This window comes from Microbacterium sp. ANT_H45B (assembly GCF_008369345.1).
Classification (GTDB): Bacteria; Actinomycetota; Actinomycetes; order Actinomycetales; family Microbacteriaceae; genus Microbacterium.
On record NZ_VOBK01000001.1, the window covers coordinates 351167 to 373253 of the forward strand.

Below are 22087 nucleotides of genomic sequence, written 5' to 3' on the forward strand. Positions count from 1 at the left end.
GAGGGTCGATCCCCGGCGGGCGTGTGACTATCATGTCTCGGTGCCGGACCGGGAAGATTTGAGAACTGTTCCACAGGCACCCCTCGAAGGGGTGCGCGTGCTCGACGTGTCCACGCTGTTCGCCGGGCCGTTGGCGGCGACCTTCCTCGGGGATTTCGGTGCGGACGTCATCAAGGTGGAGCACCCGATACGTCCGGATGCCTCGCGGGGGCACGGACCCCAGAAGGACGGCGTCAACCTCTGGTGGAAGACGCTCGGGCGCAACAAGCGCACCGTGACGATCGACCTGAGCGAGCCCGCCGGCGCCGAGGTGCTGCTGCGCCTGGTGGCCGACGCCGACGTCATGATCGAGAACTTCCGCCCCGGCACGCTCGAACGCTGGGGGCTCTCGCTCGAACGTCTGCAGGAGGCGAATCCTCGGCTGGTGCTGGCCAGAGTGACCGCGTTCGGACAGTTCGGTCCCTACGCCGGGCGCCCCGGATTCGGCAGTCTCGCCGAGGCGATGAGCGGTTTCGCGGCACTCACCGGTGACCCGGAAGGGCCTCCCACGCTGCCCCCGTTCGGTCTCGCCGACGGGATCGCCGCTCTCGCCACCGCCTATGCCGTGATGGCCGCGCTGCGCAGTGCCGAACGCGACGGCCGAGGGCAGGTCGTCGACATGGCGATCATCGAGCCGATCCTGATGCTTCTGGGTGGGCAGATCACCGCGTGGGATCAACTGGGCGTGGTGCAGCCCCGCACCGGGAATCGCTCGGTCAACAACGCGCCGCGCAACGTCTATCGGTCGCGCGACGGCGTGTGGCTGGCGGTGTCGACGAGCTCGCAGTCGATCGCCGAACGGGTGATGACCGTCGTCGGCCGCGCCGAGCTCATCGAGGAGCCCTGGTTCCGGTCAGGACACGAGCGTGCGCTGCACGCCGATGAACTCGATGAGGCGGTGCAGTCCTGGATCGGAGCTCACGACGCCGACGAGGTCGTGGCGGTGTTCGAGGCGGCATCAGCGGCCATCGCTCCGGTCTACGACGTACGCGGTGTCGTCGAGGATCCGCAGTATCAGGCTCTGGGCACGATCGTGCGCGTCGAAGACGAAGACCTCGGCGACGTCGCGATGCAGAACGTACTCTTCCGTCTTTCGCGCACCCCCGGGGCGATCCGCTGGGCCGGACGAGCCCACGGCGCCGACACCGATGAGGTGCTCCGGGGCGCCGGATTCTCGGATGCCGAGATCGCAGACCTCCGCGGCGCAGGGGTGGTGTGATGACCGCCCGCTACCGCACCGGACTCTACGTGCCGGGAGACCGCCCCGATCGCTTCCGCTCGGCGGAGGACAGCGGCGCGGGTCTGGTGGTGTTCGACCTCGAGGATGCAGTGGCACCCGAGCGCAAGTCGGCGGCGCGCGACGCCGTGGCCGAGTGGTTCCGCGACGGACGGAGGGGCAGCGCGGCCGCGCAGGTGCGTGTGAACGCGGGCGACGAAGAGGATCTGCGGGCCGTCTGCGCACTCGCTCCTGAGGTCGGCATCCGCTTGCCGAAGGTCGAGAGCACCCGCGATCTCGACCAGGCGGTCGCGCTCGCTCCGGGTCGACCGCTCATCGCACTGCTCGAATCCGCTCGTGGCGTCGTCAACGCCGTGGAGATCGCTCAGCATCCGGCCGTCGTCGCCCTCGCGCTCGGGGAGAGCGATCTGCGCAGCGAGGTCGGGGGAGGGGAGGCGATGATCACTCACGCGCGGCTGTCGATGCTGTTCGCGGCGCGCGCCGCGGGGCTGCCGGCCCCCATGGCGTCGGTGTATCCCGCGATCCGCGACCTCGAAGGGCTGGCCGACGACACCCGCCGCGCAGCCGATCTGGGACTGTTCGGCCGCATGGCCGCGCATCCGCTGCAGCTCCCGGTGATCGATGCGGTCTTCGCCCCGACGGATGCCGATGTGGCCTGGGCGCGGGAGGTCCTCTCCGCCGTTCGGCGGGGAGGAGTCGCGACGCTCGCCTCCGGCGAGATGGTCGACCCCGCGATGCGGGGGCGCGCCGAGCGGATCCTGGGGTCGATCGAACCGAGGTCTTGACAGCCGAGGGGAGTCCGCCTAGATTCCCTGGAGCCCAACCACCGCCGATTTGGAAACGTTTCCAAAATTGAGTGTTGGAAACGTTTCCGCTCGACGAGGAGGATCATGGGAACGAAGCCGACTCTGCACGAGGTCGCCGCCGCGGCCGGCGTCTCGCTGGCCTCCGCGTCTCGTGCCCTCACCGGTCGATCTGCGAGTCCGGAGATGGTGCGCAAAGTGCGCCTGGCTGCCAAGCGCATCGGCTACCTGCCCGACGCCACGGCTCGTTCGCTGCGTCTGGGCGGTCATCCGCAGGTCGTCTTCGCGGTCGACGACATCGGCAACCCGAACTACGTGCAGATGCTGCGGGCCATCGAAGAGGAGCTCGGGGAGACGACGCGCATCAGCGTCTCGGCGACCGGGCGCCGGCCCGATCAGACCGTCGAACTCGTCCGCATGCTGAGCATGGGGGCCGGTGACGGCCTGATCATCTCGCCCCTTCGCGTCACCCCCGCGCTTCGCCAGGCGCTCGCCGACACGGTCGTACCGGTCGTGGTCATCGGCACCCTGCACTCCGAGCTCAGCATCGACAGCGTCTTCGTCGACTCCGCGGTCGCCGTCGGGATGGTGGTCGACCACCTCGTCGAGATCGGGCGCACCCGGATCGGCGTGATCAACGGGCCGGGCAACACCAATCCGGGAGCAGCGCGCCGCGCCGGATTCGCCGCCGCCGTCGAGCGGCACGGCCTCGTGCGCACCGAGGCCCTGCAGATCACCGCGGCCGACTTCACCGTCGGCGCAGGGGTGGACGCCGCCGAGCGGCTGCTCGCCGCGACGACGGAGAGCGGCGACAAGATCGACGCGATCGTCTGCGCGAACGATCTGATCGCGATCGGCGCCATCAATGCGATCCGCCGTCAGGGCCTGCGGGTCCCGGAGGACATCGCCGTGACCGGCATCGACGACACCGACCTCGCCGCGCTCTACAGCCCGCCGCTGACCTCGGTCTCTCTCCAGTCCGAGCGACGGGGACGGATCGCCGCGCGCATGCTCAGCGAGCGCTTCGCCGATCCTTCGCGTCCGACGCGGCGGGAGACGGTCGAGGCCACGCTCGTCATCCGAGCGTCGACGATCGGGGAATCCGCGTGAGCACCACAGCTGCAAAGACCACCACCGCGAAGAGCATCGCGCCCCGGCCTGGCGGACTCGCCCGCTCGCGCCGCAACGAGGCGATCGGTCTCATCATCCCCACATTGATCCCGATCCTCGCGCTCAGCGTGATCCCGTTGTTCATCGGCGTCGCCACGGCGTTCACCGACTCCCGCCTGGCCCGGCACCATGAGACGCAGTTCATCGGATTCGAGAACTTCATCAAGCTCGGCTCCGACACGCAGTTCTGGCAGTCGTTCGGCATCGGCATGATCTGGGCCGTCACCGTGACCGCCCTGCAGCTGATCGGCGGACTCAGCCTCGCGCTGCTGCTCAACACGGATCTGCGCTTCCGCGGCATCACCCGCGTGCTGGCGCTGATTCCGTGGGCGATGCCGCCCGTCGTCGTCGCCGTGATGTGGCAGATGATCTACTCGCCGACCAACGGGCCGCTGAACTGGCTGATCGAATCGCTGGGCGGGCCGGAGAACATCAACTGGCTGGGCGACTTCGGGCTGGCACTGCCTGCCGTCATCCTCGTCGGGGTGTGGGTCGGCATGCCGCAGAACACCGTGGTGCTGCTCGCCGGCCTGCAGCAGGTGCCGGGAGAGCTCCTCGAGGCGGCAGCCGTCGATGGGGCGAGCACGTGGCGCCGGTTCGTGAGCGTCACCCTGCCGGCACTGCGTCCCGTGATCTTCTCGATCGCCAGCCTCAGCTTCATCTGGAACTTCAACTCCTTCGGCATCGTCTACGTCATGACCGAGGGCGGTCCGGGCGGTCGCACCATGCTGCCGATGCTGTTCACCTACCTCGAGGCATTCAAATCCCGCAACACCGGAGGGGCGGCGGCGATGGGCGACGTCATCGTGATCTTCCTGGTCGTGATCCTGGTGATCGCCCTGTGGCGTCAACTGCGTCCTGAGAGGAGCCCGCGATGACTCAGAGCACCGTCACCCGCACCATGGTCACCCAGAACACGACGAAGAAGCAGCGCAGGTCGATGAACCGGCGCACGAAGAAGCCGCTGGTCCGCATCCTGCAGTACGTGGCACTCGCGGGGTTCCTCCTCTTCCTCGGATTCCCCCTGCTGTGGTTGATCTCGACCGCCTTCAAGTCCTCCGCCGAGATCAACTCGCTCGCCGTCAACCTGTTTCCGCTGCAGCCCACGATCGACAACTTCGTGGTGGCGCTGGAGCGCCAGGGCCTCGTGCGTGCGGCAGGCAACAGCCTCCTCGTCGCGATCGCCACGACCATCATCGTCACGCTGCTCTCGATCCCCGGCGCGTACGTCATGGCGAGGTACCAGGGCAAGCTCCGCTCGATCGGGGTGGGCTACATCCTGGTGAGCCAGATCTTCCCGGTGATCCTCATCGTCATCCCGCTGTTCTTCATCCTGCGGTCCGTCGGCCTGGTCGACTCCCTGCTCGGGCTCGTGGCGGTCTACTCCGTCTACACCCTGCCGTTCTCGCTCTGGATGCTGCAGGGCTATGTCGCCGCGATCCCGTTCGATATCGAGGAGGCCGCATCGATCGACGGAGCCAACAAGGCGCGCACGCTGCAGAGAGTCGTGTTCCCGTTGCTGATGCCGGGGCTGGTGGCGACCGCGATGTTCAGCTTCGTCTCGGCGTACAACGAATTCTTCTTCGCCCTGGTGCTGCTGCAATCCCCCGAGAACTACACCCTCCCCATCGCGCTCAGCACGTTCGTCGGAGGCGAGGGGAAGGTCGCGGTCGGGCCGCTCGCAGCCGGAGCGCTGCTGTCGAGCATCCCGAGCATCGTGTTCTTCACGCTGCTGCAGAAGCGTCTCGCCACCGGCCTGCTCTCCGGCGCCGTCAAGGGCTGAGCTGAGCCCATGGACTTCCCGCAATTCCCATCACATAAAGAAAGAGGTATGAAGTGAAGAAGCTTCATCGCGCGTCCATCGCGCTCGCCGCAGCCGCGGTGACGGCGCTGACCCTCGCATCCTGCTCCGCGGGCGGCGACACGGCCGACGACGCCGGCGACGGCGAGCCGGTGTCGATCACCTTCCAGTCCTTCTCCGACCAGCCGGCCGCGATCGAGGCGACCAAGGAGATCGTGGATGCCTGGAACGATGACAACCCCGACATCCAGGTCGAGATCGTGCAGGCGCCGACCGACAGCCTGGACGACAAGCTGACGACGCAGTTCGCCGGTGAGGTGGCGCCGGACATCATCCACTACGAGGTGCTCGGCATCGTGCCCTTCGCGCGAGACGGCTACCTCGCCGACCTGAGCGAACTGCTCAGCAAGGAGACCATCGACGACATCGACCCCGGTGTGCTCGCCTCGGTCACCGTGGACGATCAGATGATCGGCGCCCCGACAGAGCTGCAGACCTACGTCGTGTTCGCGAACAAGAAGCTGCTCGAGGCGGCGGGCGTGGAGATCCCGACCGGCGACTCCATGACCTGGGATGAGCTCGACGAGATCGCCAAGGCCACGACGTCGGGCGACGTGCACGGCATCACCTGGGGGCTGAAGAGCCCCACCGCGGCGTTCATGAGCCTCGGCATGGGCTTCGGCTCCGAGTACTTCACCGGCGAGGGCGACGACATGAAGGTCGACGTGAAGGATGCCGACCTCGAGGTGCCGAACCGCGTGCGGTCGATGATCGAGGACGGTTCTGTCGACCCGATCGGCGTCACGCAGTCGGGCTCCGATGTGCTGGCGACGTTCTACGCCGGCAAGGCCGCCATGACGGTACAGGGCTCGTACCAGGTGGCGAACATCGCCACCGACGCTCCGGCCGACATGGACTGGGTCGTGCTGCCCCCGCTCGCCGGTTCCGAGGGCGCGGTGCAGGCCGCCAACCCGCAGACGCTGTCGATCAACATCGACTCGCCGTATCAGAAGCAGGCCGCGAAGTTCCTCGACTACTTCATGCAGACCGACAACCTCGTGAAGATGAACATCGCCGACGGACTCATCCCCACGACGATCTCGGCCCGTGAGGCTCTCGCCGAGCAGACGGCCGATCAGAACGGCTGGCCGGAGATCGTGCAGTCCGCCGAGGGCCTCGACGGACCGGTGTTCCTGCAGGCCAACGGTTTCGTGCGCTGGAAGGACACCGTCGCGACTCCGGCGTTCCAGAAGTTCCTGGGCGGGGAGACCGACGACAAGGGGCTGGCGTCCGAGCTCGACGACGGCTGGGCACAGGTCAACGGTTGACGACGGTGGGGCGGATGCATGCGTCCGCCCCACCTCTAGGAGAGGAATGGCATGAGCTGGATTCGGGAACGCACCGCGGCCGTACTGGCGGGGTCGGCCATCGGCGACGCCCTGGGCGGAGCGGCTGAAGGGTTCAGTCCGGAGAAGATCAAGGAGCGCTACGGAGGCCCCATCACGGGCATCGTGCCGCCCTACCATCCGGACTGGCAGACCGCTCGACCGGTCAGCCCGTATCACAAGGGCGACGGGCACATCACGGACGACACCCTCATGACACAGGCGCTGATCCGGGTGTACGCGGAGCGCCGGGACCACATCGACGCGTTCGCCATCGCCGAGTTGCTGGTGCCGCTGCTGCAGACCGAGATCCGCTGGATCCCCGAGCTCGAGCGCGAGTCGATCCTGCTGCAGCGCATCTTCCTGGCCGAGAAGTGGCTGGTCACCCGTCTGCAGTACGGCCATGTCGATCCACGGGAGGCGGGCGTCGGGAACGTGGTCAACTGCGGTGCCGCGATGTACATGGCACCCGTCGGCATCATCAACGCCGGCAACCCGGAGGCGGCGTACGCCGAGGCGATCGACGTCGCCGGGGCTCACCAGTCGAGCTACGGGCGTGAGGCCGCAGGGGTGTTCGCCGCCGCGGTAGCCGCCTCCGTGGCTCTCGATGCCACGGTCGACTCGGTGATCGACGCCGCGCTGCGCGTCGCCCACGACGGCACCGCTGCGGCGATCCGGGCGGTGGTCGATGCGGCCCGCGGCCTGGGGCCAGACGCCGATGAGGAGCAGATCGGGCTCGCCCTGCGTGATGCCATCCGGCCCTTCGACACCGTGGGCGACGCGTATCGCGAGCCGCTCATGGACGCGCGGGTGCCGTCCCGGACCAAGTCGATCGAGGAGCTGCCCGTCGCGCTCGGCTTCCTCGTCGCGCATGAGGGAGCGTTCCTGCCCACCGTGCTCGGCGCCGTGAACTACGGTCGCGACTCCGACTCCATCGCATCGATGGCCGGAAGCCTCGCCGCCGGCATCGGTGGTCAGGCGGTCATCCCGTCCGACATCCTCCAGACGATCGCCGCTGCCAGCCGGGTCGACTTCGATGAGTACGCCGCGCTGCTGTCGAGCGTCGCGGTGGATGTCATGCAGAAGGACGCGGCTCGGGCCGAGGCCGACCTGCGCCGCGTGGCCTCCCTCCGGGAGGCGTGATGCGCCTGACCTGGGCCCAGCCGGAAGACCTGCTGCCGCACGAGCTGGTGCAGGCGCACGCCGAAGGCAAGGACGTCGAGGCGATCGCCGCCCGCTGGACGGCTGCGGGCGGCGCACTCGACCCCGTGCGCGGCGGGGCGACGGCGACCGCGGCATCCGACGACCTCCGGACGCTGGCCCGCGCGCTGCTGATCGAACTCGACGCAGTTGCCGCCGAGGAGCCCGAGCTGGCGACGTGGGGCGAGGTGCTGGCCGTGCTCACCGGCGTGCCCGCACGGATCGCGATGCCGGATGACGCCGTGCTGCGGGCCCGCATCCACGGCGCGTGGGCCGGACGGTCGGCCGGCTGCCTGTGGGGCAAGCCCGTCGAGAAGATCCCGAGGGCGGGGATCGAGGAGATCCTGCGGGCGACGGGTCGCTGGCCGCTCACGGACTACTTCACCGCCCGCGGGCTGCCCGACGACGTCGCGCGGCGCTGGCCGTGGAACCGTCGCTCGGCGGTCAACTCCCTGGTCGAGAACATCGCCGGGATGCCCGAGGACGACGATCTCAACTACCCGCTCCTGAACCTGCGGGTGCTCGAATCCGCGGGCCGCGGGTTCACGACCGACGACGTCGCGCAGGCGTGGTTGGCTGACCTGCCAGCGGGACGCACCTTCACCGCCGAGCGGATCGCGTACCGCAACCTCCTCGACGGCTATCGCCCGGATGAGGCGGCTCGCGTGCGCAACCCGTTCCGCGAGTGGATCGGCGCCCTCATCCGCACCGATGTGTATGGCTGGATCAACCCCGGTGACATCACCGAGGCCGCCCGCATGGCCTGGACGGATGCCCGCCTCAGCCACACCCGCAACGGACTGTGGGGAGCGATGTGGGCGGCGGCGCTGACCTCGGCCTCGCTGGTCGCGGCATCCGTCGACGAGGTGCTCGATCTCGCAGCGACCGCCGTTCCCGCCGGGAGCGACCTGGAGGAGGTCATCGCCTTCGGTACCGCGCTCGGGCGGGGCGACCTCGACGACTCCGCAGCGATCGACGCGCTGCACGACGCCTACGGGCACCTGCACTGGGTGCACACGATCAACAATGCTGCGCTCATCGCGTTCGCGCTGGCACGCAGCGGCGGAGATTTCACACGCGGCGTGCCGCTGGCGGTGATCACGGGGTGGGACACCGACTCGGCGGGAGCCACGGTCGGGTCGGTGCTCGGCGGGCTCGCCGGCGTCGACGGTCTGCCTGCCCGCTTCATCGATCCTCTGCAGAACCGCATCGCGACGAGCCTTCCCGGGCTCGACGGGGTCGAGATCGACGACCTCGCCCGCCGCACCCTCGCGCTGGTCCCCGCCCACTCCGCTCATTCCCAGAGACAAGGACAGTCATGACCCCTCCCACGCCCACCCTGCAGGACCGCGCGCGCGGTTCGCTCGCCGGGCTCGCCATCGGCGATGCGATCGGGCGACCGGTCGAAGGCTTCTCCGCGGCGGAGATCCAGGCCGCCCACGGACGCGTGATCGGCTACCTCGATCCGGAACCGGCCGGCAGCGACGACACCGAATACGCCCTGCTGACCGCGAAGACCGTGCAGCGTGTCGGCGTGAACGCCACCGCCGACGACTTCGCGCAGACCTGGATCGAGGACGTGCTCCCGCAGGCAGACGACTTCAAGGGCGGCGGGTTCAGCGAGATGGCCGCGATCGACAACCTGCGTCGCGGCATCCGCCCGCCCCTGAGCGGCGACACCATGCACGGCTGGAGCGACGGACTCGCGATGCGGGTCAGCCCGCTCGGCATCGTCGCCGACGGCGATGTCGAACTCGCCCGCCGCCTGGCTGAGGCCGACGGTGCAGTGAGCCACACGACCGAAGGCATCTGGGCCGGAGTGGTCGTCGCGGTCGCCGTGACTACCGCTCTCACCGGAGCGGATGCTGCCGCCTGCTACGACGCCGGGCTCGCCGCGATCCCCGCGGACAGCTGGACGGCCCGCAACCTGCGCGATGCGCGCGACCTGGTCCGCTCCGGACTCGACGACGACGCGCTCGCGCTCGCGCTCCACGACCGTCTCGCCGTCGCCGACTACTTCTGGGCCGACCTCGCGCCCGAAGCCGTCGGCCTCGCGATGGCCTCGGTGCTGCACGCCGAAGGGCGCGCAGCCGACAGCATCCTGTTCGCGGTCAACATGGGACGCGACGCCGATACGACCGCTGCGATCGCCGGCTGCATCGGAGGGGCGATCTCCGGCATCGGCGATCTGCCCGAGGAGTGGGTGGCAGGGCTGCGGCCCGTCGTCGGATCGTGCATCCGGTCGATGGCCGGAATCCACCCCCTGGACGCCGCCGACACCCTGACCCGCATCGTCGAGGAGGCGCGCGCATGACCACCCCCCTGATCGACCTGTTCACCCGGGGCATCGTCGCCGGGGAGTCGGCGTCCTCCATGAACGCGGACTTCCGCGTCTACGCCCTTCCCCCCAAGCGCGTGAACCGCGTGCGGATCCTGGCGAAGCTGGGCGACGAGGACCGCACCACCACCGTGCCCCGCCCCTTCACCCACGCCGCCCCTCCGACCACGCTGCACCCCGGCGCGGGTGAGAACGTCGAGTGGTTCGCGTTCTCCGCCCGTCAGCACGCCAGGGGTCTCGACCTCACCGAGTGGCGGCATCTCGCCGAGATCGAGGAGGACCCCGCCTCAGGGTTCCGCGCCCGCATCGGCACGAAGCTCGCGCTGCAGAACCTCCGCCACGGAGCCGTTCCTCCGCAGTCCGGGCACGACAACGCGCACTACTTCGACGACATCGCCACCGTGCGCGCGCTCGCCGCGGTCGCCGTGCACCGCGGGAACGGTGCGGTCGACGCGGCGGAGGCGGATGCCGCCATCACGCACTCGCTCGACGGCGTCTGGTGCGCTCGCGCCTCCGCCGTCCTGTTCGAGTCGCTGCTCGACGGGGCCACGGCAGCGGATGCCGTAGCCCTCGCGGTCGACGAGCTGCCCGAGGACACCTGGAGCCGGCGCATGGCCGAGACATCGTTGCGCGTCGCGGCGGAGGCGAACGGTCCTCTCGATCGGGCGCGACGCCTGAGTACGGAGGTCGGTGATTGGGTCTACAGCTACCCGATCGCGGCGCCCGAGACCTTCGGCTTCCTGCTCGCTCACGTCGCGACCGCGACAGATGCCGACGACCTCTTGCTCGGCGCGCTCGCACAGCCGCGCAACGCCGCATCGCTCCCAGCACTGGCGGGAGCGGCGGCGGCCGTGCTGTTCGGCGAGGAGTGGATCCCCGCGGGGCTCGATGCCGACGGCATCCGGCTCACGGGTCTGGGGATCCCGGACCTGGCTGGGCTCACCGTCAGGGAGGCCATCGCACGATGACCCTGTGCTCGGGAGGATCGGGGGTCCCGACGTGGGAGTGATCGTGCTCGGCAGCGCCAACCACGACACCTCGGTGTCGATGCCGCGGATCCCCGGCCCGGGCGAGACGATCCTCGCCACCGGGGCGGCGAGCGGCCCCGGTGGCAAGGGGCTGAACCAGGCGGTCGCCGCTGCCCGTTCTGGAGCCTCGACCACGTTCGTCGGAGCCGTGGGCGACGACGAGGCCGGTGAGCGACTCCGCGGAGTGCTCATCGAAGAGGGGGTGCGCGCGGGACTCGGCGTCTCCGAGCGACCCACGGGCACGGCGTTCGTCATGGTCGCCGACGACGGCGAGAACGCGATCGTCGTCGTCGCCGGGGCCAACGGCGACGGCGCCGCGATCACCGCGGAGGCGGCATCCGCTCTCGCGTCGGCGGGCTCGGGCGACCTCGTCCTCGCGCAACTGGAGGTGCCGCTCGACGCCGTGTTGTCGGCGTTCCGCTCGGCGAAGGAGCGCGGGGCGACGACCGTTCTCAACGCCGCACCCAGCAGGCCGCTCTCGGACGATCAGCTGGCTCTCGTGGATGTGCTGATCGTGAACCAGCACGAGTGCCTCGACCTCGCGGGGGCACCGGTCGAGGGGGTCGCGGGTGCCGCTGTCGCCGATGCCGCGCGCCTCCTCGCCGCACGCGTCGGGACCGTCGTCGTGACGCTCGGCTCCGAGGGCGCGCTCGTCCTCTCCGCGGGCGAGGCGACGCGGATCCCCGCGTTCCCGGTCACTGCCGTCGACACGACCGCCGCGGGCGACACGTTCTGCGGGGCACTGGTCTCCCGCCTCGCGGCAGGAGACCCCCTCGCGGCGGCCGTGCCGTTCGCCTCGGCGGCCGCGGCCCTGTGCGTGCAGCGGTCGGGGGCCGCGGCATCCGCTCCCCGCCTCGACGAGATCATGGAACTGCTCGAGAGCCGCGCCTGGAGCGCCTGATGCGGCGTTCCAACTCCTCAAGATACGCGCGACTCCGGCTCCCTCCAGCCCGGATCAGCCCGGATGGACCCGTTCTTGAGGAGTTGTGAACCGCCGCCGCCACCGCACGCGGCCCGACAAGCGTCCGGCCCGAGCCGCGCTCGCCCGAGACGCACGAAGGGCCGGGGCGCGCGCCCCAGCCCTCGGTTCTCGCGCATGAATCAGAGGGGCGCGACGATGTCCTGGGCCACGTCCCACTCGGTGATCTCCAGCGAGGTCTCGATGCTCTGCCCTGCGGCCTCGGTGGTGCCGCTCGTGGCGAGCACCACGTAGTCCTTCGTGACCTCGAAGGTCACGTCGACGTCCACGCCCTGAGCCTCCGAGGTGCCGCTGACGAGATAGACCTCCTGGCCGAGGCGCGTGCCGGTACCGGTGACGGTGAAGTCGCCGGTCAGCGCGCCGGCGGCCTCAGCCGGGTCGGTGCTCGCGGCCGTCACCGCGCCGCTGCTGAGCGCAGCGATGATGGGATCGCTGGAGTTCGGGTCGGCGACCTGCCAGTCGCTCGTCGACGACTTCACCCACGCGTCGTCACCGATCACGATCAGCGAGCCCATCGGAGTGGTCGTCTCGATGGCCTTGTCCACCGGGTCGTACCGGGCGGTGGTCTCCATGCCCAGGATGTTCGTCTTCGCGACGTACCCGGCGGTGTCCTGCATCGCATCGGTGATGCAGGATCCCAGAGCGTCACCGTCGACGGTGGCTCCCTGAGAGAGCTCGGGGCAGTCGGATGCGGGTGCGGTGGTCTCCTCCGCTGCCGCAGAAGGCGTCGGATCCGCGGGCTCCTCGGCACCTGCGGTGCAGCCGGTGAGCAGGACACTGGCGGCCAGCACGAGGCCGACCCCCCATTTGTTGACGCGCATGGCGTTCCCCCTTCGGTCGTGTGCGTGCGATGCCTGTCGGCATGCACGGGAACCAGCTTGCCAAGTCCTCGGCGACCACGGTGGAGGCGACGCGGAGGTTTCTCCGCTACACTGTCAAGGTTGTCTGCCTTCCGGCATCCATTCGGGATGCCACGGCGGATGACGTGCACACACCCTCCTGTTTCCGGGAAATCCTCGGAAACCGTTCTAGTCCGAAGGAGGTGGGTAAGTGACGCACCAGTACGAACTCATGGTCATTCTGACCCCCGAGATCGATGAGCGCCAGGTCGCTCCTACGCTCGACAAGTTCCTCAAGGTCATCACCAACGATGGCGGTTCGATCGACAAGGTCGACATCTGGGGCAAGCGCCGTCTCGCGTACGAGATCCAGAAGAAGAACGAGGGCATCTACGCCGTCGTCAACTTCACCGCGACCAGCGAGGCCACGCAGGAGCTCGATCGTCAGCTGAAGCTGAACGAGCAGATCATGCGCACCAAGGTCCTCCGCTCCGAGGAAGCTCAGGCGATGGTCGCGACCGAAGCCAAGCGCACCGAAGAGAAGGCTGCCCGCAAGGCCGCCAAGGCTGCGAAGGCCTGAGTCCGATGGCCGGCGAAACAGTCATCACCGTGGTGGGTAACCTCACGGCCGACCCCGAGCTGCGGTACACGCAGAACGGACTGCCGGTGGCGAACTTCACCATCGCTTCGACGCCTCGGAACTTCGATCGCGCCGCCAACGAGTGGAAGGACGGCGAAGCGCTGTTCCTCCGTGCGTCGGTCTGGCGTGAATTCGCCGAGCACGTGGCGGGTTCGCTGACCAAGGGCATGCGCGTCATGGCGCAGGGCCGTCTGCGTCAGCGCTCCTACCAGGACCGCGAGGGCAACCAGCGCACCGCTATCGAGCTGGAGGTCGACGAGATCGGCCCCTCGCTCCGGTACGCGACTGCACAGGTCACCCGTGCGGCCTCGAACGGTGGCGGCGGCGGTGGCGGCGGACAGTCGCGTCCCGCTCAGCAGCAGCAGGTGTCGGAGGAGCCGTGGTCAACCCCCGGCTCGTCGACCAGCGCCGATGCCTGGAGCACTCCGGGCAGCTTCGGCGACGACACCCCCTTCTGAAACAGGATCTCCGGATGCTTCGGCATCTGTCTCAAAACTAAGGAAAAACAATGGCTGGAAAGTCGAGCGGCGACCGCCGCAAGCCGCGGAAGGGCGCGAAGAACGCCGCTCCCGCGAAGTCGATCCGGGTCGGAGTCATCGATTACAAGGATGTCTCCACCCTCCGTAAGTTCGTCTCGGAGCGCGGCAAGATCCGCGCCCGTCGTATCACCGGTGTCTCGGTGCAGGAGCAGCGTCTGATCGCCACGGCGATCAAGAACGCACGCGAGATGGCGCTCCTGCCCTACGCTGGCGCCGGCCGGTAAGGGGTATCGAGATGGCAAAGCTGATTCTCACGAACGAGGTCGCCGGGCTGGGCAGTGCCGGTGACGTGGTCGAGGTCAAGAACGGGTTCGCCCGTAACTACCTCATCCCCCAGGGCTTCGCTACGGCGTGGACCCGCGGTGGCGAAAAGCAGGTCGCTTCGATCCAGGCTGCTCGTCAGGCGCGTGCGATCCACGACCGCGACGAGGCCGTGGCCCTGAAGAACTCCCTCGAGAGCACCAAGGTGCGCCTGGCCGTCAAGGCCGGCAACGAGGGTCGCCTCTTCGGCTCGGTCAAGACCGATCACATCGCGGATGCTGTCGCAGCCGCGGGTCTCGGCTCGATCGACAAGCGCAAGGTGCACATCCCGTCGCCCATCAAGGTCACGGGCGAGCACGAGGCCACGGTTCGTCTGCACGACGACGTGACCGCAGTCATCACGCTGCAGGTCGTCGCCGCCAAGTAAGGCGCGACGTCTCGAACACCCCCTGTCCCTCGGGACAGGGGGTGTTCTGCGTGTTCGGAGGCCTGTTCCGAGGCGCGTTCGCGAGGTTGCGAACTGTGACGCGCCCGGTGAAAATCCAGCTTGACTTTCCCCAGGTTGTACACATCTCGTCTGGGATTCCCTCAACCTTCAATGTGCGGTTGAAGCGCATTCTCATCCACAGCCTGGGGAAACGATAAAACCCTGGTCAAGGTCATATTACGGGTTTCAAGATCGGGTACTCCACCGGGTTATCCACAGCCGTTCTGCACAGACTCTCCGGACTTGTTCGCACGCTTTCCACAGAGTTATCCACAGGCTGTGTTGCGACCGGAAACCGCCGCTCGTAGCGTGGTCCAGCGACCCGATGTCGGAAGTGCCTGGTTTGCTGCGCGGACAGGCATTCTCGACCGAGAGCCCCGCGCGTTGCCGACTCCTCGGCTCCGCCGGAGGAACGTCGCAGCGAAGGGAGCAGCGTGTCGATCGCCGACATCTCAGAGGACCGCATGGGCAGCAAGCGGTCGCACGAGCGCACACCGCCGCACGACCTCCTCGCCGAGCAGAGCGCCCTCGGCGGAATGCTCCTCTCGAAGGATGCCGTCGCCGACGTCATCGAGACGCTCAAGGGTGCAGACTTCTACATCCCCAAGCACGAGCTGATCTTCGAGGCGATCCTGTCGCTGTACTCGCACGGTGAGCCGACCGACGTCGTCGCCGTCACCGACGAGCTCATTAAGACGGGCGAGCTGAGTCGCGCCGGCGGCGCCGACTACCTGCATACCCTCACCTCGATCGTCCCCACGGCCGCGAACGCCGGCTACTACGGCGGGATCGTCTCGGAGCGCGCCATCCTGCGCCGCCTCGTCGACGCGGGCACGCGCATCGTGCAGCTTGGGTACGACGGGCAGGGCGATGCCACCGACATCGTCAACAACGCCCAGGCGGAGATCTACTCCATCACCGGGTCCGAGACGGCCGAGGACTACGTCCCCCTGCAGATCGCCGTCGACGCGGCGCTCGAGGAGATCGAGGCGGCCAGCGGGCGCGACGGATCGATGACCGGCGTGCCGACCGGCTTCAAGGAGCTCGACGAGCTCACCAACGGCCTGCACGGCGGCCAGATGATCGTCGTCGCCGCGCGTCCCGCGATGGGTAAGTCGACGCTCGCGCTCGACTTCGCGCGCTCGGCCTCGATCGGGCACAACATCCCCTCCGTCTTCTTCTCGCTCGAGATGGGCAAGAGCGAGATCGCGATGCGTCTGCTCAGTGCCGAGGGCCAGATCCCGCTGCAGAACATGCGCAAGGGAAACCTCGACCCGCGCGACTGGACCACGGTCGCCGCGACGCGAGGTCGCATCAACGACGCTCCGCTCTACATCGACGACAGCCCCAACATGACCCTCGTCGAGATCCGTGCGAAGTGTCGTCGCCTCAAGCAGCGCGAGGGACTGCGCATGGTCATCATCGACTACCTGCAGCTGATGACGTCGGGAAAGCGCGTCGAGTCGCGTCAGCAGGAGGTCTCGGAGTTCTCGCGAAGCCTCAAGCTGATCGCGAAGGAGCTGCAGGTCCCGGTCATCGCCCTGTCGCAGCTGAACCGTGGTCCCGAGCAGCGCACCGACAAGAAGCCCGCGATCAGCGACTTGCGTGAGTCCGGCTCGATCGAGCAGGACGCCGACATGGTCATTTTGCTGCACCGCGACTCGGTGTACGACAAGGACGTCCGCCCGGGTGAGGCCGACCTGATCGTCGCCAAGCACCGTAACGGCCCGACGGCGACGATCACGGTCGCGTTCCAGGGTCACTACTCGCGCTTCCACGACATGGCGCCGGGCGGCGACTTCAACTGAGCCGAGCGTCTGGGAGAACCCGATACCGCTGAATCCGACGTCGGTTCTCAGAACGTGTCGACGACGACTCGGACATCACTCGGGGTGTGGGTTCGGCCCGGTCCTGCCGAAGCTCGGAGTCACGCCCTCGCGCTTTCGTGCCAACCAGACGGTGTGATCGCCGATGCTCGGATCTCTGCTGGTGTGCGCGACGACGTCGAATCCGTGCTGATCGAACAGTGCACGATACTCACCGGGGTCGAGGCTGGCGTGGTAGAGCAGGTCGCCGTGTAGGTTTCCGACAACCTCGCCGGCTTCCGGACCGGTTGTGAGGAGGAGTGGGGCTCCGGTCGTCGCGTGATGCTCGAAGAGGGGGAACATCGCTCGCTGGTCGACAGGGGAGAGATGGAAGAAGCTATCCCAGGCCACGATCCCCTCGAATCGGATGGCGAGGTCCAGACGGCGCATATCGAGCACTTCGGCCCGCGCGGCAGGCACGTTCGTGCGGAAGAGTCGGATCATCTCCGATGAACTGTCGATGCCGGTGACAGTGAAGCCGTTGTCGTCGAGCCATTGCGCGATCGGTACTCCAGAACCGCACCCGACGTCGAGGACGGATGCATGAGGTTCGAGCAGGGTGGTGAACAACGACAACCACCCATGTTCGACGAGGGCGGTACTTCTCGCTCTCACCCATTCCGCCGCATGCTTCTGGTACACCTCGCCAACCTGGTCCACCGGATCGTTCATGAAGCCATCGTCTGCTGTTCGCCCTCAGTGACATCAGCGACGCGCGGGAGGCGCAGCCGACGAGTGACGGAACTGGCCCCGTCGACCTCGTGTGCGGTGTGTGCGCTCTTCGCCTGAATCCGGGCGTGGTCGTCGGATGATCCAGCCCGCCGCTCCCCGCCCTAGGCTTGAACATGCGGGCCCGGGTTTGACCGGTGCGGTGCTGCGCGGCGATCATGAGGTTCACGCGCTGACGGGTGCGCACGGATGAGGAGCGGAATATGCAGCGTGGGTCGAACCTCCCTGCTGTGGGCGTCTACAACCAGGCGCTCGTCTTCGACCTCATCCGCCGCTCGGAGGAGGGGCTCAGCCGCAGCGAGCTCGCCGAGCGCACGGGGCTGTCGACGCAGACGCTCAGCAATGTCACTCGCCGGCTGGCCAACGAGGGGCTGATCGAGGAGACCGGAAAGGTCATCTCGGGCCCGGGAAAGCCCCGCACGCTCCTCGCGCTGCGATCGGATTCGCGCTACGCGGTCGGTGTGCACCTCGACCCGGCCGTCGACACCGTCGTGGTCGTCGATGCCGCCGGCGCGGTCGTCGCCAGGACCGAGCAGACCCCCGGAGGTGCTGACGCATCGCCGGATGAACTCGTGGGACGTCTCGGAGACAGCGTCCGGGCGCTCATCGGCGAGGCGCAGCTTCCTGCCGAGCGCGTGCTCGGGATCGGCGTGGCCGCTCCGGGGCCCTTCGACCGCGACGCGGGTCGACTGCTGAACCCGCCTCTCCTGCCCGCGTGGCACAACGTGCCCGTGCGCACGGAGCTGGAGCGGGTCAGCGGGCTGCCGACACTGCTCGAGAAGGATGTCGTGGCGACCGTCGTCGGCGAGCAGTGGTTCGACGCGGGGCAGGAGCTCGCCGACGCGATGTTCCTCTACTACGGCGCGGGCCTCGGCCTCGGGCTCTCGGTCTCGGGGGCGCCGGTGCACGGCAGGACGGGCAACGCCGGCAACATCGCGCACATCGTCGTCGACACCGAGGGGCCGATCTGCACCTGCGGATCCCATGGCTGCATCGGAGTGATCATGGAGCCGCGCATGCTCCTTGCCCAGGCCGGGCACGCGACACCGCCGAGCGGCACAGGAGATGCGCGGATGCAGCTCGAGCGGCTGTCGTCGTTGGCCGCCGCCGGAGACGAGGGAGTGCTCGCAGCCCTCGAAAGCGCCGGGAGGCACCTCGCGACGGCCATCGTCGAAGTGAACAACCTCCTCGATCTCGGCATCGTCGTCCTGGGCGGTCCCGCGTGGTCGCGGCTCGGCGAGCGGCTGCTGCCGGTCCTGGACCACTGGGTGCACACCACGGCCGTCAGCACCTCCACCGAACCCGTGCAGCTGCGCCCCTCGCAGATCGGCGCGGACTCCGCCGCCGTGGGAGCCGCGTGCCTCGTGCTCGACGATGCGCTCACGGCTCGGGCGTCGCGACTCATGATCAGCCGCTGACCGCTGACGGATCTCCACAGCGTTCCGTGACGGAACTGTTACTCCGCCCTCTCGACCTATTTATCCCATTTGATAGGATTATCCGTCTGAGGGCCTCAACAGCGAGGTCCGCATGCAAAGGAGCAAAGCAGATGCGAACGAAGCCCCTCGCCGCCATCGGCGCGATCGCGGTCGGCGCGATCGTCCTCTCGGGATGCGGTGCGTCCGGGGACGCAGAGACGTCCGACAGCGGCGACCGCACCATCACCGTCGCGTATCAGATGACGTCCGCGTTCCACCAGCTCGATGACCTCTTCCAGAAGGTCAAGCCCGAGTTCGAGGCCGCGAACCCCGGGGTGACGGTCAAGCTCCAGCCGATCGAGTCCGAAGACGAGTACTTCACGAAGCTGGCTCTGATGAACGGCTCGCCCGACACGGCACCCGACGTGATCTACGAGGACACCTTCCAGCTGCGCTCCGACGCCGCGGCCGGCTACCTGCTCCCGATCGACGACTACCTCGCGGACTGGGATGACTGGGACCAGTTCTACGACGCGGCCAAGGAGGCGGGTCTCGGAGGAGACGGCAGCACCTACGGCGTCTCGATGGGCACCGACACCCGTGCGATCTACTACAACAAGGAGATCTTCGCGGCCGCGGGACTCCCCACCGACTGGCAGCCCGAGTCGTGGCAGGACATCCTCGATGCCGCTGAAGCCGTGAAGGCCTACGACGCCGACCTGATCCCCCTGAACATCTACGGCAGCAAGAGCGCGGGTGAGCAGACGTCGATGCAGGGTCTCGAGATGCTCCTCTACGGCACCGAGTCCACTCTCTACGACGCCGACTCCGACAAGTGGGCGGTGGGCTCCCAGGGTCTCACCGACTCCTTCGGCTTCTACGACACGCTCTACAAGAACGATCTCGCCACTCCGCTCGATCTCGCCCTCGACTCGACCATCGGCAGCCGCGTCTCGACGGAGCTGCTCCCCGAGGGCAAGCTCGCCATGGCCATCGACGGATCATGGCTCCCCGGTGGCTGGATCAGCGGCGACGGCGCCTGGGACGGCTGGGCGGACAAGATCGGTCTCGCGAAGATGCCGACGCAGGACGGCGGCAAGCCCGGCTTCACCTCGATGTCCGGGGGCTGGACGCTCGCGGTCGGCTCTCAGACCACGCACCCGCAGACGTCGTTCGACTTCATCGCGATGGCGCTGAACCAGGAGAACTCGCTCAAGTACGACACCGAGAACAGCCAGATCGCCGTCCGTGAGGACGTCGCGACCGACGACGCGTACCTCGCGTACAACCCGACCTTCGCGTTCTTCTCCGACCTCGTGCAGTACACGCACTTCCGTCCGACCACGCCGGACTACTCGCAGATCACCAGCGCTCTCCAGCAGGCCACCGAATCGGTGATCACCGGAGAAGCGACCCCGGAGGATGCGGCGAAGACCTACGACGACGCGCTCACCCAGATCGTCGGCCAGGACAAGGTCGAGTAGGAGTCCCTCAGTGACCTCCGCCTCCGCAACGCGCAGCCCGGCCCCGGTGCACACCGGGGCCGGGCGGCGCACCCCGCTCCGCGAGCTGCTGCGCTCCGTCCCGCTGCTGCCCGCCGTGGTGCTGCTGGTCGTGTTCCTGCTCGGGCCGATCATCTACGCCATCTGGGGGTCGCTCACCAACCGCGCCCTCACGGGCTATCGGGCGGCCAACCCCGAGTTCGTCGGATTCGACAACTACATCTCGCTGTTCACCGACCCGAACTTCTGGACGGCGCTGGTTCTCACGGTCGTCTTCGTGCTGTTCTCCGCGATCATCGGTCAGAACGTGCTGGGACTCGGTGTCGCCGCGCTCATGCGCATCGGCTCGAAGTCGGTCAACAGCGTCGTCGGCGCGCTCGTCGTCGTGGCCTGGGTGATGCCCGAGATCGTCGCCGCGTTCGCCCTGTACGCCTACTTCTCGAAGGACGGCACGCTCAACGCGCTGCTGGAGGGCATCGGCATCCCCGCGGTGAGCTGGCTCATCGAGTACCCGATGTTCGCCGTCATCCTCGCCAACGTCTGGCGCGGCACGGCCTTCTCGATGCTCGTCTACGGAGCCGCCCTCAACGAGGTGCCGCCGGAGGTGATGGAGGCCGCGCAGATCGACGGCGCGAACGCCGCCCAGCGCTTCTTCCTCATCACCATCCCGATGATCCGCCGCTCGATCTCGACGAACCTCATGCTCACCACCCTGCAGACGCTCGGCACGTTCGGGCTCATCTGGGTGATGACCAAGGGAGGGCCGGGCGTCTCGAGTTCCACCCTCCCCGTCCTCGCCTATCAGGAGGCCTTCCAGTACTCCCAGATCGGCTACGGCACGGCGATCGCTGCGGTGACGCTCGTGCTCGGTGCGATCTTCGCGATCTTCTACATCCGCATCCTCAAGCCGGAGGTCGATTGATGACTGCCACCGAAGCACTCGTCCGCCCCACCGTCCGGCGCGGCCCGCGCATCTCGGTCGCGTCGCCCGCGAAGCGCCGCTCCACGGGGCTCGCCAACGCCGTCCTGATCGTGATCGGGGTCGTGTTCCTCGTGCCCATCGCGTGGATCGCGTTCTCGGCGGTGTCTCCGTCGGCCACGGTGTCGATCTCGGTGCCGGAGAGCCTCACGCTCGACAACTTCGTCGCGGTGTTCGACTGGTCGATGACGCTGCTGCCGCTGTGGAACTCGGCGCTGATCTCGTTCGGCACCGCCCTCATCACCGTCGTCGTCGGCGTGCTCGCCGCGTATCCGCTGTCGCGGCACAACTCCCGTTTCCAGCGCGGCTTCATGTACTCGGTGCTGTTCGGTTCCTGCCTGCCGATCACGGCGATGATGGTGCCGGTCTACGCGCTCTTCGTGCAGTTGAAGATGCTCGATTCGCAGGTCAGCGTGATCCTGTTCATGGCAGCCACATCGCTGCCCATGGCGATCTGGATGCTGAAGAACTTCATGGACTCGGTGCCGGTCTCCCTCGAGGAGGCCGCGTGGGTCGACGGCGCCTCCGCCATGCGGGCACTGTGGACCATCGTCCTGCCCCTCATGCGCCCCGGCATCAGCGTCGTCTTCATCTTCGTGTTCACGCAGGCGTGGGGGAACTTCTTCGTCCCGTTCGTCCTGCTGTTCAGCTCGGAGAAGATGCCGGCAGCCGTCGCGATCTTCACGTTCTTCGGCAACCACGGCGCGGTCGCCTACGGACAGCTCGCCGCGTTCGCCACGTTGTACTCCGTGCCGATCCTCGTCCTGTACCTGCTCGTGCAGCGTCTGTCCGGCAGCAGCTTCGCGCTGGCCGGCGGCGTCAAGGGCTGATCCCCGCCTCCTCGCACA

General features: G+C 68.0%; 22 protein-coding genes. 20 read left to right on the top strand and 2 right to left on the bottom strand.

Translation table 11 applies throughout. From position 1 onward, the window contains the following. Positions 1-40 precede the first annotated feature (40 nt). The 11 genes from FQ142_RS01690 (at position 41) to FQ142_RS01740 (ending at position 11902) form a co-directional block, all read left to right on the top strand. Positions 41-1258, top strand: a complete 1218-nt coding sequence (locus tag FQ142_RS01690) for a CaiB/BaiF CoA transferase family protein (RefSeq protein ID WP_262492022.1) — start codon at positions 41-43, stop codon at positions 1256-1258. Then, the gene (locus tag FQ142_RS01695) at positions 1258-2061 is read left to right on the top strand and encodes an HpcH/HpaI aldolase/citrate lyase family protein (RefSeq protein ID WP_045253967.1); all 804 of its coding nucleotides are present in this window, start codon (positions 1258-1260) and stop codon (positions 2059-2061) included. Before FQ142_RS01690 ends, FQ142_RS01695 begins: the two co-directional genes overlap by 1 nt. 105 nt (positions 2062-2166) lie before the next feature. After that, on the top strand, positions 2167-3189 hold the full coding sequence (locus FQ142_RS01700; protein WP_223145256.1) for a LacI family DNA-binding transcriptional regulator: 1023 nt from the start codon (positions 2167-2169) through the stop codon (positions 3187-3189). Beyond that, positions 3186-4127, top strand: coding sequence for a carbohydrate ABC transporter permease (locus FQ142_RS01705; protein WP_262492023.1), 942 nt, complete (start codon positions 3186-3188; stop codon positions 4125-4127). The genes FQ142_RS01700 and FQ142_RS01705 overlap by 4 nt, the downstream gene beginning before the upstream one ends. After that, positions 4124-5032 (top strand): carbohydrate ABC transporter permease, encoded by a 909-nt coding sequence (locus tag FQ142_RS01710; RefSeq protein ID WP_230111415.1) that lies wholly within the window; start codon positions 4124-4126, stop codon positions 5030-5032. The genes FQ142_RS01705 and FQ142_RS01710 overlap by 4 nt, the downstream gene beginning before the upstream one ends. Before the next feature lie 53 nt (positions 5033-5085). Then, positions 5086-6378, top strand: coding sequence for an ABC transporter substrate-binding protein (locus tag FQ142_RS01715; protein ID WP_149421970.1), 1293 nt, complete (start codon positions 5086-5088; stop codon positions 6376-6378). Positions 6379-6429: 51 nt separating this feature from the next. Continuing rightward, positions 6430-7578: an ADP-ribosylglycohydrolase family protein gene (locus FQ142_RS01720; RefSeq protein ID WP_045253963.1), complete on the top strand. Its 1149-nt coding sequence runs from the start codon at positions 6430-6432 to the stop codon at positions 7576-7578. After that, a complete protein-coding gene (locus FQ142_RS01725) occupies positions 7578-8957 on the top strand; it encodes an ADP-ribosylglycohydrolase family protein (RefSeq protein WP_149421971.1) in 1380 nt (459 codons plus the stop codon). The genes FQ142_RS01720 and FQ142_RS01725 overlap by 1 nt, the downstream gene beginning before the upstream one ends. Further along, a complete protein-coding gene (locus tag FQ142_RS01730) occupies positions 8954-9949 on the top strand; it encodes an ADP-ribosylglycohydrolase family protein (protein WP_149421972.1) in 996 nt (331 codons plus the stop codon). Before FQ142_RS01725 ends, FQ142_RS01730 begins: the two co-directional genes overlap by 4 nt. Continuing rightward, complete coding sequence (locus FQ142_RS01735) at positions 9946-10941, top strand: ADP-ribosylglycohydrolase family protein (RefSeq protein ID WP_149421973.1); 996 nt, start codon at positions 9946-9948, stop codon at positions 10939-10941. The genes FQ142_RS01730 and FQ142_RS01735 overlap by 4 nt, the downstream gene beginning before the upstream one ends. A 31-nt stretch (positions 10942-10972) precedes the next feature. Then, entirely contained in the window at positions 10973-11902 is a 930-nt protein-coding gene (locus FQ142_RS01740) for a ribokinase (protein ID WP_223145257.1), read from the top strand. A gap of 200 nt (positions 11903-12102) precedes the next feature. On the opposite strand, the gene FQ142_RS01745 is transcribed toward FQ142_RS01740, so the two are convergent. Further along, entirely contained in the window at positions 12103-12801 is a 699-nt protein-coding gene (locus FQ142_RS01745) for a hypothetical protein (protein ID WP_149421975.1), read from the bottom strand. A 229-nt stretch (positions 12802-13030) separates the two neighbouring features. Here FQ142_RS01745 and rpsF point away from each other — a divergent pair, with 229 nt between their 5' ends. The 5 genes from rpsF (at position 13031) to dnaB (ending at position 16554) form a co-directional block, all read left to right on the top strand. Then, a complete protein-coding gene (gene rpsF, locus FQ142_RS01750) occupies positions 13031-13399 on the top strand; it encodes a 30S ribosomal protein S6 (RefSeq protein ID WP_045253958.1) in 369 nt (122 codons plus the stop codon). A 5-nt stretch (positions 13400-13404) separates the two neighbouring features. Next, a complete protein-coding gene (locus tag FQ142_RS01755; protein WP_045253957.1) occupies positions 13405-13917 on the top strand; it encodes a single-stranded DNA-binding protein in 513 nt (170 codons plus the stop codon). A 50-nt stretch (positions 13918-13967) separates the two neighbouring features. Then, entirely contained in the window at positions 13968-14222 is a 255-nt protein-coding gene (gene rpsR, locus FQ142_RS01760; RefSeq protein WP_045253956.1) for a 30S ribosomal protein S18, read from the top strand. An 11-nt stretch (positions 14223-14233) separates the two neighbouring features. Continuing rightward, entirely contained in the window at positions 14234-14686 is a 453-nt protein-coding gene (rplI, locus tag FQ142_RS01765) for a 50S ribosomal protein L9 (RefSeq protein ID WP_045253955.1), read from the top strand. A 524-nt stretch (positions 14687-15210) separates the two neighbouring features. Continuing rightward, the gene (gene dnaB / locus FQ142_RS01770; protein WP_167541592.1) at positions 15211-16554 is read left to right on the top strand and encodes a replicative DNA helicase; all 1344 of its coding nucleotides are present in this window, start codon (positions 15211-15213) and stop codon (positions 16552-16554) included. A gap of 75 nt (positions 16555-16629) precedes the next feature. Here dnaB and FQ142_RS01775 read toward each other — a convergent pair whose 3' ends face one another. Further along, positions 16630-17283 carry a class I SAM-dependent methyltransferase gene (locus FQ142_RS01775; protein ID WP_149421976.1) on the bottom strand — a complete coding sequence of 218 codons (654 nt, stop codon included), beginning with the start codon at positions 17281-17283 and terminating at the stop codon, positions 16630-16632. Between the two features lie 260 nt (positions 17284-17543). Here FQ142_RS01775 and FQ142_RS01780 point away from each other — a divergent pair, with 260 nt between their 5' ends. The 4 genes from FQ142_RS01780 (at position 17544) to FQ142_RS01795 (ending at position 22069) form a co-directional block, all read left to right on the top strand. Beyond that, positions 17544-18758, top strand: coding sequence for an ROK family transcriptional regulator (locus tag FQ142_RS01780; protein WP_149421977.1), 1215 nt, complete (start codon positions 17544-17546; stop codon positions 18756-18758). Positions 18759-18889: 131 nt separating this feature from the next. Beyond that, on the top strand, positions 18890-20242 hold the full coding sequence (locus FQ142_RS01785) for an extracellular solute-binding protein (RefSeq protein WP_149421978.1): 1353 nt from the start codon (positions 18890-18892) through the stop codon (positions 20240-20242). Between the two features lie 10 nt (positions 20243-20252). Then, a complete protein-coding gene (locus FQ142_RS01790) occupies positions 20253-21182 on the top strand; it encodes a carbohydrate ABC transporter permease (RefSeq protein ID WP_374611674.1) in 930 nt (309 codons plus the stop codon). After that, positions 21182-22069 carry a carbohydrate ABC transporter permease gene (locus FQ142_RS01795; RefSeq protein ID WP_045253950.1) on the top strand — a complete coding sequence of 296 codons (888 nt, stop codon included), beginning with the start codon at positions 21182-21184 and terminating at the stop codon, positions 22067-22069. Before FQ142_RS01790 ends, FQ142_RS01795 begins: the two co-directional genes overlap by 1 nt. The last annotated feature ends 18 nt before the right edge of the window (positions 22070-22087 follow it).